This window comes from Mesorhizobium sp. P5_C1 (assembly GCF_054049815.1).
In genome coordinates this window covers 1-15,286 of the sequence record NZ_JBFULQ010000102.1, presented here as the reverse complement: position 1 = coordinate 15,286, position 15,286 = coordinate 1, and the positions used below count along the sequence as shown (strand labels likewise).

General features: G+C 63.8%; 14 protein-coding genes and 1 pseudogene. 10 read left to right on the top strand and 5 right to left on the bottom strand.

The genetic code is table 11. The features are described 5' to 3' along the window. A partial coding sequence (locus tag ACXJ7R_RS11265) for a His/Gly/Thr/Pro-type tRNA ligase C-terminal domain-containing protein (RefSeq protein WP_457151900.1) occupies nt 1-415 on the top strand: 415 nt, incomplete at its 5' end. An 84-nt stretch (nt 416-499) separates the two neighbouring features. Further along, nucleotides 500-1,438, top strand: coding sequence for a lysophospholipid acyltransferase family protein (locus ACXJ7R_RS11260; RefSeq protein WP_457151899.1), 939 nt, complete (start codon nt 500-502; stop codon nt 1,436-1,438). Nucleotides 1,439-1,462: 24 nt separating this feature from the next. Here ACXJ7R_RS11260 and ACXJ7R_RS11255 read toward each other — a convergent pair whose 3' ends face one another. Beyond that, nucleotides 1,463-2,428, bottom strand: coding sequence for a hypothetical protein (locus ACXJ7R_RS11255; protein WP_457151898.1), 966 nt, complete (start codon nt 2,426-2,428; stop codon nt 1,463-1,465). 157 nt (nt 2,429-2,585) lie between these two features. Here ACXJ7R_RS11255 and ACXJ7R_RS11250 point away from each other — a divergent pair, with 157 nt between their 5' ends. Beyond that, on the top strand, nt 2,586-3,170 hold the full coding sequence (locus ACXJ7R_RS11250) for a nitroreductase family protein (protein ID WP_457151897.1): 585 nt from the start codon (nt 2,586-2,588) through the stop codon (nt 3,168-3,170). A 1-nt stretch (nt 3,171) separates the two neighbouring features. Then, nucleotides 3,172-3,780: a flavin reductase family protein gene (locus ACXJ7R_RS11245; RefSeq protein WP_095087866.1), complete on the top strand. Its 609-nt coding sequence runs from the start codon at nt 3,172-3,174 to the stop codon at nt 3,778-3,780. On the opposite strand, the gene ACXJ7R_RS11240 is transcribed toward ACXJ7R_RS11245, so the two are convergent. Continuing rightward, nucleotides 3,777-4,658 carry an HpcH/HpaI aldolase/citrate lyase family protein gene (locus ACXJ7R_RS11240; protein WP_457151896.1) on the bottom strand — a complete coding sequence of 294 codons (882 nt, stop codon included), beginning with the start codon at nt 4,656-4,658 and terminating at the stop codon, nt 3,777-3,779. The genes ACXJ7R_RS11245 and ACXJ7R_RS11240 overlap by 4 nt on opposite strands. Beyond that, nucleotides 4,658-5,110: a MaoC family dehydratase gene (locus ACXJ7R_RS11235; RefSeq protein ID WP_095087868.1), complete on the bottom strand. Its 453-nt coding sequence runs from the start codon at nt 5,108-5,110 to the stop codon at nt 4,658-4,660. Before ACXJ7R_RS11235 ends, ACXJ7R_RS11240 begins: the two co-directional genes overlap by 1 nt. 152 nt (nt 5,111-5,262) lie before the next feature. On the opposite strand from ACXJ7R_RS11235, the gene ACXJ7R_RS11230 reads away from it, so the two are divergent. Beyond that, nucleotides 5,263-6,384, top strand: a complete 1,122-nt coding sequence (locus ACXJ7R_RS11230) for a DUF2336 domain-containing protein (protein ID WP_457151895.1) — start codon at nt 5,263-5,265, stop codon at nt 6,382-6,384. Here the strand turns inward: ACXJ7R_RS11230 and ACXJ7R_RS11225 are convergent. Both ACXJ7R_RS11225 and parE read right to left on the bottom strand, forming a co-directional pair. Then, nucleotides 6,381-8,447: an FUSC family protein gene (locus ACXJ7R_RS11225; RefSeq protein WP_457151894.1), complete on the bottom strand. Its 2,067-nt coding sequence runs from the start codon at nt 8,445-8,447 to the stop codon at nt 6,381-6,383. The genes ACXJ7R_RS11230 and ACXJ7R_RS11225 overlap by 4 nt on opposite strands. Nucleotides 8,448-8,491: 44 nt before the next feature. Continuing rightward, nucleotides 8,492-10,546 carry a DNA topoisomerase IV subunit B gene (parE, locus tag ACXJ7R_RS11220; protein WP_457151893.1) on the bottom strand — a complete coding sequence of 685 codons (2,055 nt, stop codon included), beginning with the start codon at nt 10,544-10,546 and terminating at the stop codon, nt 8,492-8,494. Between the two features lie 237 nt (nt 10,547-10,783). Here parE and cpaB point away from each other — a divergent pair, with 237 nt between their 5' ends. The 5 genes and pseudogenes from cpaB to ACXJ7R_RS11195 form a co-directional block, all read left to right on the top strand. Beyond that, nucleotides 10,784-11,710, top strand: a complete 927-nt coding sequence (gene cpaB / locus ACXJ7R_RS11215) for a Flp pilus assembly protein CpaB (RefSeq protein ID WP_245331172.1) — start codon at nt 10,784-10,786, stop codon at nt 11,708-11,710. 32 nt (nt 11,711-11,742) lie between these two features. After that, nucleotides 11,743-13,188 (top strand): type II and III secretion system protein family protein, encoded by a 1,446-nt coding sequence (locus tag ACXJ7R_RS11210; RefSeq protein ID WP_457151892.1) that lies wholly within the window; start codon nt 11,743-11,745, stop codon nt 13,186-13,188. A 4-nt stretch (nt 13,189-13,192) separates the two neighbouring features. Next, complete coding sequence (locus ACXJ7R_RS11205; protein WP_457151891.1) at nt 13,193-13,462, top strand: hypothetical protein; 270 nt, start codon at nt 13,193-13,195, stop codon at nt 13,460-13,462. A 32-nt stretch (nt 13,463-13,494) separates the two neighbouring features. Then, nucleotides 13,495-14,709, top strand: coding sequence for an AAA family ATPase (locus ACXJ7R_RS11200; protein WP_457151890.1), 1,215 nt, complete (start codon nt 13,495-13,497; stop codon nt 14,707-14,709). After that, nucleotides 14,706-15,286: pseudogene (locus ACXJ7R_RS11195) on the top strand (CpaF family protein); the annotation flags it as partial. The gene ACXJ7R_RS11200 and the pseudogene ACXJ7R_RS11195, both read left to right, overlap by 4 nt.

Below are 15,286 nucleotides of genomic sequence, written 5' to 3'. Positions count from 1 at the left end.
ACCTGTCATGGTGCATCGCGCCATCTGCGGGTCGATGGAGCGCTTTCTCGGCATCCTGATCGAGAACTATTCCGGTCATTTCCCGCTGTGGTTCGCCCCGCTGCAGGTGGTGGTGGCGACGATCACGTCGGACGCCGACGATTATGCGACCGAGGTGGTGGCAAAGCTCAAGGCCGCCGGATTGTTGGCGGAAGCGGATTTGCGCAACGAGAAGATCAACTACAAGGTCCGCGAACACTCGCTGGCCAAGGTTCCGGTGATCCTCGTCTGCGGCAAGCGCGAGGCGGAGGAGCAGACGGTCAACATGCGCCGGCTGGGCTCGCGCGACCAGGAATCGCTCGGCCTCGCCCAAGCGATCGCGCAATTGACTGAAGAAGCGGTCACGCCGGACCGCAGGCGCAAGCGCGCTGCCTGATCTGCGTGGTCCAGACGACATGGCGGTGGAGCGATCCACCGCCATTTTCATATCCCTGTCATGCCAACCTTGTAACGAGCCCTTATGCTCAAGCTGAAATTGCGCGAACGGTCCTTTCCCGAGCTTTCCTATGCCAATCCGCGCCAGCCGGCGCTGACGCGCTGGTTCATTCATTCGGTCGAGGGCCTGTCGGGTCGCGACCGTTACACCGCGCTTTATGATTTCTGGCGCCGCCAGGTCGTGCCGTCCGGCGAGCGCGTTTTCAACCGCATGCTCGACGTGATCGACGTCCGGGTGCGGACAGCGGATCAATGGCCGCCCGCGCAATTGCCGGATACACCGCTGGTGATCGTCGCCAACCATCCGTTCGGCATTGGCGACGGCATCGCCGTGCTGTCGCTGGCGGAGCAGCTGGGGCGGCCGTTCCGGGTGATGATCCACAAGGATCTGCTCAAGATCCGCGAGATGGAGCCCTATTCGCTGCCGATCGACTTTTCCGAGACCAAGGACGCGCTGAAGAACAACATGGCCGTGCGCCACGAGGCGGTGCGGCTTTTGAAAGAGGGCGTCACCATCGTGGTGTTTCCGGCCGGTGGCGTCGCCACCGCGCCCAAGGGCTTTGGCCGGGCACGCGACCTGCCGTGGAAGATGTTTCCGGCCCGTCTCGTCCAGGACGCCAAGGCGTCTGTCATTCCGATGCATTTTTCCGGGCAGAACGGCCGGCTGTTCCATCTGGTCAGTGGCCCGATGAACATGGCCGAGAGCGATGGCCGCCTGGCGAAATTCGTCGGCAAGGCGTCGCTGACGCTGCGCACGTCGCTGCTCATCCGCGAATTCGCGCGATTGTCCGGCAAGGCGATCGAGGTCCGCGTCGGTGATGTGCTAAGCTGGAGCGAGCTGGAGCCACTGCGCGACCGCAAGGCATTGCTCGACCGCCTTTATCGCGGCGTCTTCGACCTGGCGCCAATCGTGGCGCGTCGCCGGCTTCCGTTCCTGCCGGCACGGACCAAGCTGGCGGCCTGAAGTCGGCAAGCCCGCGGCGGAAGGTTAATCAGCACCTTCTTCGGGATCAATCGCCGCGGCCTCGGTGGCCAGAACCTCGATTTCCTGATTCTGTCCGGCAACGACCGTAAAATCCTTCTGGTAGATGCGGTCGCGGTTCTTGGCGATGATGGTGTAGTCGCCCTCGGCGAGCACCATCGAGGCGAAGGCGCCGACGGATTCCTTGATCGGATCGCCGGATTCGTTGAGCAGCGACCAGGACGTGTCGGCGATCGCCTCGCCACCGGTTTCGCGCACCAGCTTCATCGTGATCTCGGCGGCATGATGCTCGACGGTGGCTTCGGTCAGCTTGCCGGCCTCGACGCGGATGTCGGAGCGAATGACCGCGTTGACCGCGCCATAGGTCGAGACGACATGGTAGGTGCCGGCGTTGAGCCGCACGACACTGTTGGGTTCGACATCGGGTATGATCAGCGCGCGCTCGCCATTCGGCGCGGCGGTGCCTTCGTAGATCGAGAAGCGCAGGTTCTTCGGTGGAATGCGCACCCCGCCGGACAGAACCGCGTCGAGCTTGAGGCCGCCGGCGTCGAGCACGAGGCTTTCGCGCTTGGCGTCCTTGCCGACAACGGTGATGCGTTTGGTGGCGCCGGCCCGGCCATAGGAGGCATGAACCAGGTAACTGCCGGGTTCGAGCTGGAAGACGGCGGTGCCGCCATGCGCGGAGGCCACCATCGGCAATTTGCCGTTGACGGCCTCGGGCTTGAAGACGCGCCAGACGATGCCGCGGGTGATGTCGGCGCCCTTGTCTGTCAATTGGGCGGACAGGGTAATGGCGCCGCCGCTGCCGAGCGCCAGCGACCTCTCACCTTTCGGCGTCGCGTAGCTCGAAATTCCGGGAAGCTTGAGATTGCTAACGCCATCCGCGGTCTGTGCCATGGCGAGCGAAACCGGCGCCATGAACAGCAAGGCGACCAACCAGACCAGGAAAAGACGCAGTGTCCCCTCAAACATGCCTTGCGTTGAAGCCCATGGCGGTGGCAATTTCAAGGCTTAAGAGTCCAACCGATACGACTCTTCCGTCCGGCGCGCCCGCGCTATTGCCCGAGCCGCCCGAATTCCCGATGGTGCGCTCCAGCTCAAAACAGAGTGTTTTAGGAGACTTGCGCCCATGGCGTCGCCGATCATCGACTTCCTGCTGACCCGGAACTCCGCACCGATCCCCGATTTGAAGGAGCCGGCGCCGAGCGATGCGGAGATCGCGACGATGATCACAGCTGCCTCGCGGGTGCCCGACCATGGCAGGCTGGAACCCTGGCGCTTCATCCTCTATCGCGGCGACGCCCGCATCGAGATCGGCAGGCAACTGGCAGCACTTGCCGAGCAGCGGGAGGGGCCGTTGCCGGAAGGCCGCCGCAACCAGGAACTGGCGCGGTTCTCGCGTGCGCCGCTGGTGATCGGCGTGGTGTCGATCCCCAGGGAGAATCCAAAGATCCCGCAATGGGAGATGTTCCTGTCGGGCGGCATGGCGGCGATGAACCTGATGATGTCAGCCAATGCTTTGGGCTATGGTACCAATATGATCAGCAACTGGTATTCGGATGTGCCCGAGGGTAGGGCGCTGCTGGGGCTGGCGCCGCAGGAGCGCGTCATTGGCTTCGTCCATATCGGCTCCTATACCGGCCCGGCGCCGGAGCGGCCCCGGCCCGATCCGGCGAAGCTCTATGCCGATTATTCGGGGCCGTGGGCGGGCTGAGATGTTCTACGAACCTTCAAAGGGCCACGGGCTGCCGCACGATCCTTCCAAGGCGATCGTGGCGCCGCGTCCGATCGGCTGGATATCGACGCTGAACGGGGCCGGCGAGATCAATCTCGCGCCATACTCGTTCTTCAATGCCGTTTCGACGCGGCCCTTCATCGTCTGGTTTTCCTCCGAAGGTGAAAAGGACAGCGCCACCTTCGCCCAGGAAACCGGCGAGTTTGTCGCCAATCTGGTCAGCCGCGATCTCGCCGAGAAGATGAACCGCACGTCCGTCGACGCGCCGCGCGGCGTCAATGAGTTCGCCTATGCAGAGCTTGCCATGGCGCCGTCACGCCTCGTCGCGCCGCCGCGCGTGGCGGCAGCACCGGCCGCGCTCGAATGCCGGGTGACGGAAGTCTTTCGCCCAAAGGCGCTGGACGGATCGGCGACGAGCGCTGTCGTCGTCGCCGGCGAAGTGGTCGGCGTGTACATCGACGATGCCTTCCTGACGGATGGCCTGTTCGATATCACCAAGGCCGGCAATGTCGCTCGTCTCGGCTACATGGACTATGCGAGCGTCAACGAGGTGTTTCCGATGCGTCGGCCGCGCTGGAACAAGGACTAGGCTGAAATCCCGGCCGCCTTGGCCCGCGCCAGAAGCCTTTCGGCCAGTCGCAGATGCGGGCGGTCGACCATCTTGCCGTCGATGCCGACGACGCCGGGATTTCCCGCAGCCGCGAAAGCCGCGACGATTGCCGCCGATTGTCTCAAGGCTTCGGCCGAAGGCGTGAAAGCTGCGTTGATGACGGGCACCTGATCGGGGTGGATCGCCATCTTGCCGGTGAAGCCGTCGCGTTCGGCCTCGGCGCATTCCGCTTCGAAGGCCGCCATGTCGCGAAAATTCGGGAAGACGGTGTCGATCGCCGCAACCTCCGCCGCACCCGCGGCAAGGATGGTCATGGTGCGGGCCAGGCGGAACACGTCGGTGTAGCCGCCGCGCTCGTCGCGGGCCGTGCGCGCGCCGATCGCCGCCGACAGATCCTCGGCGCCCCAGGTGAGACCGGCAAGCCGTGCGCTTGTCCCGGCATAGGTGGCCGCCGCCAGCACGCCTGCCGGGGTTTCGGTAATGATCGGAAGGATTTTGATCGCGCCGTCGGCAAGGCCACTTTCGGCCTCGTGAACCCTGAGCTTTGCCGAGAGATGCTGCACATCCAGGCCGCTGTTCGATTTTGGCAGCATGATGCCGTCGGGCCCGGCTGAAACAACAGCAGCCAGATCGTCATCCGTCATGCCGGTCGACAGATCGTTGACGCGCACATAGATCACTGAGCTGGTTTGCGCCCTACGCTCGGAGATGAAGCGCGCCGCGATTTCGCGCGCCAGCGCCTTGTTCTGCGGCGCCACTGAATCCTCAAGATCGACGATGACCACGTCGGCGCCGGCGCCAAAACCATTTTCCAGCTTCCGCTCGGAATCACCGGGGACGAACAGCAGCGAACGCATCAGCCCGCCTTCTTCAGCATCATCGCTTGCCTCGTGCATTTGGCGACGAGATCGCCGTTCTGATTGTAGGCCCGATGCTCGAATTCAACGATGCCGCGGTCGGGCTTCGACTTGGATTCGCGCACCGAAATCACCGTCGTTTCGACACGGATGGTATCGCCATGGAAGACCGGGTGCGGAAACACCGTTTCCTTCATGCCGAGATTGGCGACCGTGGTGCCGACGGTGATGTCGTTGACCGAGATGCCGATCATCAGGCCGAGCGTGAACAGCGAGTTGACGAGCGGCTTGCCCCATTCGCTCTTGGCGGCAAAATCGAAGTCGATATGCAGCGGCTGTGGGTTCAGCGTCATCACCGAAAACAGCATGTTGTCGCTCTCGGTGACGGTCTTGCGCAGCGTGTGCTGGAAGACATGGCCGACGACGAACTCTTCCAAATAAAGCCCGGCCATCTCCCGCTCCTCTACTGCCTGTGGGGTTGATAGGCGCTGCATTCAGGGCTCGCAAGCCAGTTAATGAACATGGTGAACCGTTCGTAAACCTTTTCTGCCTACCGTCTGCATGGGGCCAGGAGCGTTCTGGCAAGGGGCGTAAGCAGGCGGCAATGGTTGTTTCGCATTTTTTGAGATGGATTTGCACCGCCAGGGTCTCGGAGCGCGCCGCCGCGGCCAATGCGCTGGCTCGGGCCTACGTCAATTCCGACCTGCCTTTCGAGGACCGCTGCGCTGCCGAGGCGGCGCTGACGCTGTTGCTTGACGACGCTTCGTCGAAGGTGCGGCTGGCGATCGCCGAAGCGCTGTCGATGAGCCAGCACGCGCCGTTGCAGATCATCAKCGCGCTGGCCTCCGATCAGCCGGAAGTCGCCGGCGTGGTGCTGGCACGTTCGCCGCTGCTTACCGACGCCGATCTGATCAACCGCGTGGCCAGCAGCCCGAAGGTGACGCAGAAATTGATCGCCGACCGGCCGTTCGTTTCGATGGCGCTGTCGGCGGCCATCGCCGAGATCGGCGAGGCGGAAGCCTGCGCCGTGTTGCTCGCCAACAGCGGCGCCGACATCGCCTCGCTCAGCTTCCGCCGCATGGCCGAACGCCACGGCCATCTGCCCCTGGTGCGCGAAGCCCTGATATCGGATGCCCGCCTGCCTGCCGACTGCCGGCACATGCTGCTCGTCAAACTCGGCGAGATGCTGAAAACGTCGCCGCTGGTCATGGCCTTGATGGGCGCGGCGCGAGCCGATCGCGTCATGCGCGACGCCTGCGTCAAGGCTTCGGTGACGCTGATCGAAGGCACGCGCCAGGAAGAACATCCTGCGCTGATCGAGCATCTCAGGCTGCGCGGCGACCTCACCGCGAGCTTCCTCATCCGCACCATCACGCATGGCAAGGTCGATTTCTTCGGCTCGGCGCTGGTCGCGCTCAGCCAGCAATCCGAACAAAGGGTGAGGGCGCTGCTGGCCGGCGGGCACGATGTGGCCTTGCAGGCGCTGTTTCGCAGCGCCGGCCTTGCCGCCGTCACGCATGCCATCGTCCTGCGCGCGCTGAAAATCTGGCGCGAGGTGGCCAACGGCAAGCGTGTCGCCGGAGTTCAGGAGGTCAGCTGGCTGATGCTGAAGGAATTGGGCGGACAGTCAGCACAAAGCGATCTCGCCACGCTGGTCAAGTCGATCCATCTCGATGCGCTGCGTGAGAATGCGCGGGGGCACGCGCTGGCGATCGCCGCGGCCTAGCCTTTATCCCTCGCGAAGAAATCGGGAAAATCTTCCATCGCCGCGGCAATGATGCGCAGCGATGCCGCGATCTGCAGCATCTCGCCGGTGGCGTTGCGCTGCGCTATGCTCGTCGCATACTGCCGGGCGACGGCGACGGTCGACGTTTGCGGATCGCCGGGTGCGTGGAAGAGCAGTTCCCGCGCCAGCCCCCTCAGAAAGTTGGCGATCGAAAGCGCGGTCTCGGATGGGATGGCATGGCCCTGGCTTGCGTCGCGCAGCCGCAGGACTTCCAAGCCGACGGTGACGGCGGCGACGCCGCCGCCCAGAACCGCATCACCTTTCCTGCCGGCATTCTGCACCAGCGGCATCAGCTGGTTGATGCGGTCATAGGCGAGGCTCTCGAAGGCTGAACGCCTCGGCACGCGCTCATGTAGGCAAAGCCGCGCCAGATCTTCGCGCATGGCGCGCACGATGCGGTTGGCCGCAAGCCACGGATCGGCGGGCAGCACGAGGATGAAGACACCGATAGCCAGCAGGATGCCGACCAGGACCGACGCCGAACCTGCGAAGAACGGGGCGGGATCGTAGGCCATCGCCTGGTGCGGACTGAGGAAGGCGAGGAAGTTGATGGCGAAGGCCGTCGCCACGCCGACATGGCGCGGATTGGCCATGGCGAGCGCCGTCGGCACCAGGATCGGCACGACAAGCAGCATGAACCAGCCGAAGCCGGGCAAAGCGGGCAATGCGACCTGACCGACGAGAAAGGCAAAGGGAAGCGCCAGCAGCGTTCCCTTGAAGAAGCCCCAGGACACTTGCACGGGGTCGGGGCGAGCGGCGAACAGGCTCGACACGACGGCAACGAGAATGACCGTGCCTGCGGTTTCCGACCATTTCGTCGTCAGCCAGAAGGCCGTGACCAGCAAGGTGGCAAGGGCAGCGCGCACGGCATTGCGCGATGCGCCGGCGTAGTCACGGTGCACCACCAGCGCGGGTTGCCTGCTGCCCCGGGCAAGACGGGTGACAGGCGCGCGCAAAGCGTCGAGGCCGCGCAGCACCTGCTTGAGCGCCTCGGCGAAATCGGCGGCGATGGTGAGGCGAGTGATGGTGCCGACCCTGTCGTCGCCCTGATCGGCCGAGGCATCGGGCATTTGCCGGGCCTTCACCGAGATCGCGTCGAGCCGGGCCACCCAGGGTGCGGTGTCGTCCAGCGCGCCGGGTTTGGCGGCCAGTTCGCTGACAAGGGCCTGCAACTCCGAGCGCACCGGAATGAGTGCTGCGTTCTTCGGGGCGGCGTGCGAATGCAGCGCGCGCGCCGCCGACAGGGCCGAGAGCAGTTGCCCGATGGTGCGCCGGACCGGATGGGCGCGCGGCGCGAAGCTCGCCGTTTCGAGCCTGGCGTAGGCGCGCATCTCGCCAAGCGTCTGGGTGTCGGCGACCAGCTTTCGGTGCAGGCCCGACAGGATCGCCGGATCGCCGCCGGAGAATGCGCCGCCGGCATAGGTGGCAAGATCGAGGATGCAGCGTTTCAACCGCGAGATGATGGCGTCGCTGGCCAGTTTGGGCAAGATCAGCCGGCTGGTCAGGCCGGCGCAGACAATGCCAAGCATGATTTCGGCACAGCGCGCGACCGCGAGGTCGACGACGACGTGCGGCTGTCCGAAGGCAGGCAGGCCGATGATCATCGCGGTGTACCCGGCAAGGGCGGCACCATAGGCTTCGGGATTGCGCAGCAGCGACGAGACGAAGGTGCAGATGCCGATCCAGACGGCAAGCACCGTCACCAGCACCCAGGGGCTGGTGCCGAAGATCGTGGTGATGCCGATCGCCGCTATGCCGCCGGCAAGCGTGCCGAGCAGCCGGTAGAAGCCCTTCGCCAGCACCATGCCGGCGACGGGCTGGGCGACGATGAACACCGTCATCATGGCCCATTGCGGGTGGTCGAGCTCAAGGGCGTAGGCGACCAGAAGCGCGATCAGGCCGGCCGAAACGGTGCGCAGCGAGAAAATCCAGTCCGAACGCGTCGGTTGCGTCAGCCCGGCCAAACTGGTCTCGAAATAGCCTTTCAGCCGCGCCCAGATCACATGCCGGTCTCCGCAAGTCGAGCCTGTTATGGACCGGCTGGCGGCTAGATATCCAGCACTTCCGTCTCGGCGAATTCGGCGCGTTCCTGGATGAAGCGGAAGCGGGCTTCCGGCTTGGTGCCCATCAGCGCGTCGACCGCGTCCTTGGTGGCGGCCTCGGCGTCGATGACATCGATGCGAAGCAGCGTGCGCTTTTTCGGATCCATGGTGGTTTCCTTGAGCTGCGCGGCCATCATCTCGCCCAGACCCTTGAAGCGGCCAAGTTCGACCTTGCCGCGCCCGGTGAACTCGGTGCGCAGAAGCTCGTCCTTGTGCGCATCGTCACGGGCATATGCGACCTTGCCGCCTTGCCGGATCGAGTAGAGCGGTGGCACCGCCAGATAGAGATGGCCGCCACGCACCAGGGCCGGCATCTCCTGGTAGAAGAAGGTGATCAGCAGTGAAGCGATGTGGGCGCCGTCGACGTCGGCGTCGGTCATGATGATGACGCGGTCGTAGCGCAAATCCTCGTCGCGGTATTTCGACCGCGTGCCGCAGCCGAGCGCCTGGATCAGGTCTGAAATCTGCTGGTTGCCGGCAAGCTTGTCATTGCCGGCGCTGGCGACGTTGAGGATCTTTCCGCGCAGCGGCAACACGGCCTGGCTGGCGCGGTCGCGTGCCTGCTTGGCCGAGCCGCCGGCCGAGTCGCCTTCGACGATGAACAGTTCGGCGCCGGCCGCGGCATTCTGCGTGCAGTCGGCGAGCTTGCCCGGCAGCCGCAATTTGCGCACCGCACTCTTGCGCGACACCTCTTTTTCCTGTCGCCGGCGCACCCGCTCGTCGGCGCGCGCGATCACCCATTCGAGCAGCTTCGAGGCTTCCTGCGGATTGTCGGCCAGCCAATGGTCGAAAGGATCGCGGATCGCGGTCTCAACAATGCGGATTGCCTCGATCGTCGCCAGCCTGTCCTTGGTCTGGCCAACGAATTCGGGCTCGCGGATGAACACCGACAGCATGCCCGCCGCCGAGATCATGACGTCTTCCGAGGTGACAATCGAGGCGCGCTTGTTGCCGACGAGATCGGCATAGGCGCGCAGGCCGCGCGTCAACACGTTGCGGAAGCCGGCCTCGTGGGTGCCGCCTTCGCCGGTCGGGATGGTGTTACAGTAGGAATTGATGAAGCCGTCGCCGCCGAACCAGGTCACCGCCCATTCGAGCGAGCCATGGCCGCCTTGCCTATCGCTCTTGCCGGCGAAGATTTCGCGCGTCACCTGGAACTCGTCGCCAAGCGATGCCTTGAGATAATCCTTGAGGCCGCCGGGAAAATGGAACTCGGCCTTGGCCGGCGTCTGGTCCTTTTCCTTGATCAGCGACGGGTCGCAGGTCCAGCGGATTTCGACGCCGCCGAACAGATAGGCTTTCGAGCGCGTCATGCGGTAGAGCCGCGCCGGCTCGAACGCAGCACCCTTGCCGAAAATCTGCTCGTCGGGGTGGAAGCGGATCTTTGTGCCGCGCCGGTTGTGAACCTCGCCCAGCTGTTCCAGGCCGGTTACCGGCACGCCGCGCGAAAAGCGCTGGCGATAAAGCTGGCGGCCCCGCGCGACCTCGACCTCAAGATGGTCCGATAGCGCGTTGACCACCGAGACGCCGACGCCATGCAGGCCGCCTGAGGTCTCGTAGACCTTCGAGTCGAACTTGCCGCCCGAATGCAGCGTCGTCATGATCACTTCGAGCGCCGGCTTCTTGAATTTCGGATGCGGATCGACCGGAATGCCGCGGCCGTTGTCGGTAACGGCGAGATAGCCGTCGGCAGAGAGCTCGACATCGATGAAGGTGGCATGGCCGGCAACCGCCTCGTCCATCGAATTGTCGATGACCTCGGCGAACAGGTGGTGCATCGCCTTGTCGTCGGTGCCGCCGATATACATGCCTGGCCGGCGCCGCACCGGCTCCAGCCCTTCCAGAACCTCGATGTCGGCGGCGCTATAGCCCTCGCTACCATCCTTGGTCGCGGCGGGACGCCTGGTCGCCTGCACCAGCGGATCCGCCGGGCGCGCCGGTGTGCGGACCGGTTGCGGCTGCTTGTCCAGATTGCCGAAAAGATCGTTGTTGTCGTCCATGCCTGCCATAGAGTCCGATGCTGCGAATCACCTCGCGATACTGGCACGCTTTTCAGCGCCAAGCGACCGAGGTTCCTGTTCCGTTCGGGGAATTGCCCGTCCTAGCGCAGAACCATTCGATAACCAATCCGGCGGAAATAGGTCAAATGCCACCGCGTTGGATTCCTGATTCTTTAACAATGCCGCCTAGCATGAACCCAACAAAACAAGAAACTGCGGGCATCAGGGGTTTCGGGCGTGAGGGGCAAGGCCATATCGATGATCGGCATCGCCGCCGTTTTTGGCGCGATATCGATCTTTGCCGCGGATTTCTGGGTCAAGAGCCAGGCTAGGGCAGATAGCGAAGCGAAGACGGCGTCGATCCCCGCGCCAGTTGCACCCAAGATCGAGTTCAAGACCATCGTGGTGGCCAATGCTCCGCTGCGCTATGGCATGGAGCTCGACCGCACAAAGCTCAGCGAAATTCCCTGGCCGCAGGATTCCCTGCCGCAGGGCGCCTTCCCGACCATCGATGGATTGCTTGGCGACGGCAATCGCGTGGTGCTGACGCCGATCGAGGTCAACGAGCCGGTGCTGCTCACCAAGCTGTCGGGGCCAAATGGCCGCGCGACGCTCTCGAACATGCTGACGCCCGGAATGCGGGCGGTGACCATCCGCACCGACGAGATTGCAGGTGTCGGCGGCTTCGTCACACCCGGCGACCGGGTTGACGTCGTGCTGACCCGCGATGCCGGCGAAATCCAGGAGGTGGCCAAGAACGCGCAGGGCGCCGCCGGTTCGACCATCACCTCCGAAATCGTCGTCTCCGATGCCAAGGTGCTGAGCGTCGGGCAGGGCGCCGACGAGCGCCAGACCACGCCGCAGATTGCCAATTCCGTGACCATCGAGGTGACCACCGAAGGCGCGAAGAAAGTGGCACTTGCCCGCACCGTCGGCTCGCTGTCGCTGTCGCTCCGCTCCGCCAGCGAAGGCGATGACGGCAAGAACGGCGTCACCACCATCTCTTCGTTCGGCGGATCGGTCGCCTCCAACGTGCAGGCCGCGGCCAGTTCGTTGTTCAATGCCGTGGCGAAAGAGCCGGAGAAACCGAAATTCAAGACGGTCATCGTGACGCGCGGCACGAAGGCAGAGGAATACCAGGTTCCTTCGCCGGACCAGCAATAGAAACCAGTGGGGACTGGGTGAGGGACGGGACAATGTTCGGGCTGATTGCATATCGGGTCATGGGACGGTTGCGCGTGTTGCGCACCGTGGCTGTGGCGGCTTCACTGGCTGCCGCAGGGATGCTGGCCTTCGGCGCCTCGGCAAGGGCCGACAACGACATCGTCTATGTGTCGACGACCAAGAATGCGTCGATCAAGGTGGCCAAGGGCAAGCCGAAGACGATCATGACCAGCGCCGCCTTCTACCAGATCGTCATCGGCGATCCGGAGATCGCCAACGTCAATCCGCTGACCGACAAATCCTTCTACGTGCTCGGCAACAACCTCGGCACCACCGGCATCGCGCTGTTCGATGAGAAGAAGCAACTCGTCGGCACCGTCGACATCGAGGTGACGCTCGACACCGACCAATTGGCCAGCACCATCCGCGCCAGCGTGCCGGACGCCAGGATCAAGGTCGGCTCGGCCAATGGCCGTGTCGTGCTGTCGGGCGAGGCCGATGACGCGGTCGCCGCCGAAAAGGCAAACAAGATCGCGACGCGTTTTTCCGGCGCCGAGGAGGTGATCAACTCGGTCAACATCTCGTCGTCGCAGCAAGTCCAGCTCAACGTCCGCTTTGTCGAGATCAACCGCCAGGCGGGTCAGGATCTCGGCGCCAAATACAGCGCCAATTTCGCCTTAGGCCTCGGCGGGCGCGACGTCACCATCGATCCGGGTACCTTGCCGGGGGCCGGGACCGGCGAGATTATCGGCCGGTTGCTGTCGGACGGTGTGTCGATCGATATCGCCATCAAGGCGCTGGAAGAGCGCGGCCTGGCCCGTCGGTTGGCCGAACCGAACCTGATCGCCCGTTCCGGCCAAACGGCAAGCTTTCTCGCCGGCGGCGAATTTCCGATCCCTGTTTCCGAGGACAACGGCAAGATCTCGGTCAGCTACAAGAAATACGGCGTCAGCCTTGATTTCACGCCGACAGTGCTGAAGGACGGGTTGGTCAGCCTGGATATCGCGCCGGAAGTCTCATCGGTCGACGCGTCGGCCTCCTACAATATCGGCAACATATCGGTGCCCGGCTTCATCGTGCGCCGCGCCAGGACATCGGTCGACCTGAAGAATGGCCAGAGCTTCATGATTGCCGGATTGCTGCAGTCGCAAAACGACATCACCACGTCGCGCATTCCCGGGCTTGGCAAAATGCCGGTGCTTGGGGCGCTGTTTTCGTCGAAATCCTATCAGCGGCGCGAGACCGACCTGGTCATGATCGTCACGCCCTATCTGGTCAAGCCGGTCGATCCGTCGAAGAAACTCATCGTGCCGACCGATGGTACGCAGCCTGCCAGCAACGCAGACTATTTTCTCAACAACACCGACGAAGTGAAGACGTCCGACACCAATCGCGCGTTGGCAATGGCCGGCGGCACTGTCGCGCAGCCGGCTGCCGTTACCACGGTCGGGCATTTCCTCGACCTGCCGAAGGACTGAAAACATGCGTCTGGTCTTGAGATCGAGCATCGCCTTGCTGCTGGCCGGCTTCGCTGCCGGCTGCACCAGCGACGACTATGTGCGCACCGAAGGGGTGACGCCGGCCGCTGGCAACGCGCAAGCCGCCGACACCGTCATGCAGATGGTCGATCCCTGGAAATACGGTGTCCAGAACACAAAGCTTCTCGTTCCAGCCCAGCGCGGCGACGTGGTGGCCATCACTCCCGATCAGGCGGCCGGCGCGAAAGCGTCGCAATCCACGACAGGCAACTGATCCAACAGGCGGCGACCGGACAGGCTGACAGAATGGCAAACGGCATCAAGACCAGGAAGATCCTGCTCGTATCGACCGACAGGACCTTTGTGCAGGACACGCGGACCGCATTCGCCGCCTCCGAGGTCATCCAGCTGTCGACAGTGGAAAAGAATGTCGCGGAGCTGCGCGGCGAGATCCAGGAGGCCGATTTCGGCGCCATCATCGTCGACATGGATGCGGCAAGGCTGGAGGAGGTCGAGTCGCTGCAGCGCATCATGCGCCGGCTGGAGGACAAGGTGCCGGTCGTCGTCGTCACCCAGGAGTTCAATGCCGCCGCGGTGCGCATCCTGGTACAGCTCAAGGTCGCGGATTTCCTCGTCAAGCCGATCACCACCGCCGACCTGGTGCGCTCCGTGGTGCGGGCGCTGCAAGGGCCCGGGCGCGAGGAAAACACCGAGTCGCAGATCTACACCTTCATGCCGGCCGCGGGCGGCGTCGGCACCACAACGCTGGCACTGCAGACCGCCTTCCAGTTGCATCACTCGGTGACGCGCGGCGCGTCGACTTGCGTGGTCGACCTCAATTTCCAGCAGGGCGCCTGTGCCGAATATCTCGACCTCGAGCCGCGTTTCGACATCACCGAGATCGAGAACCAGCCCGAACGCCTCGACCGGCAACTGCTCGACGTGATGCTGTCGAAGCATGCCAGCGGACTTTGCGTGCTGGCGGCGCCGACGCATCCGGCGGAAATGCGCTCGTTCAAGACCGATGTCGTGGTGCGCATGCTGGACCTCGTTTCGGCCTATTTCGACAATGTCGTCATCGACATGCCGCGCACCTGGTTTCCGTGGACGGAAACGGTGCTGCTCGGTTCCAACAAACTCTACATCGTCGCCGAAATGACGGTGCCGTGCCTGCGCCACACGCAGCGTCTGATCCAGGCGGTCTACGAGACCGCCGGCAAGGAAGTGAAGCCGAACGTCATCGTCAATCGTTTCGAGCAGAAGATGTTCGACAACGGCATCAAGCAGGCGGACGTCCAGGAAATCCTCGGCGAGCATTTCGTTGGCGGCATTGCCAACAACTACCGGCTGGTGCGCGAGGCGGTCGATCGGGGCGTGCCGCTGCACGAGATCGACCCGAACGCCAATGTCGTCAACGATTTGAAGAAGATCATCCTGCCGGAGGAAGCAGTCCAACCCCGGGCGAAATCGCGCTCGCTGTTTGGCATGGGCCGGGGATTGCTTAAGAGGAAGGCCGGATGACCAGCCGCTTTTCCACCCTGCAGAACCGCGATGCGCGTCCGCAGCGCGCCGCCGAGCCGGTGCCGGTCGCGCATCATGCCGTCGTCATTCCGACCAACCGAAAGGCTTTGACGGCAAAGCCGGAAGCCGCACCGGCAAAGAATGCCAACAAGGTGCTCGATGCGCGCGTGCGTATCCACCGGCTGCTGCTCGAGGAGATCAACCTAGTCGCGCTGGAGCGTTTGCCCAAGGATGAGATGCGCCGGCAAGTATTTGATTTCGTGTCGGAAAAGACCAAGCAAGAGCGGATGGCGATCAACACCGTCGAGCTTGACGCGCTGGTCGACGACATCGTCGACGAGATGGTCGGCCTCGGTCCGCTGGAGCCGTTGCTCAAGGATCCCGACATCAACGACATCCTGATCAACGGCCACCAGAACTGCTTTGTCGAAAAGAAGGGCAAGCTGCAGCCGGTCCATATTCCGTTCAAGGACGAGGCGCATCTGCTGCGCATCGTCAACAAGATCGTCGCCGCGGTCGGCCGTCGCGTCGACGAATCACAGCCGATGGTCGACGCACGCATGCTGGACGGCTCGCG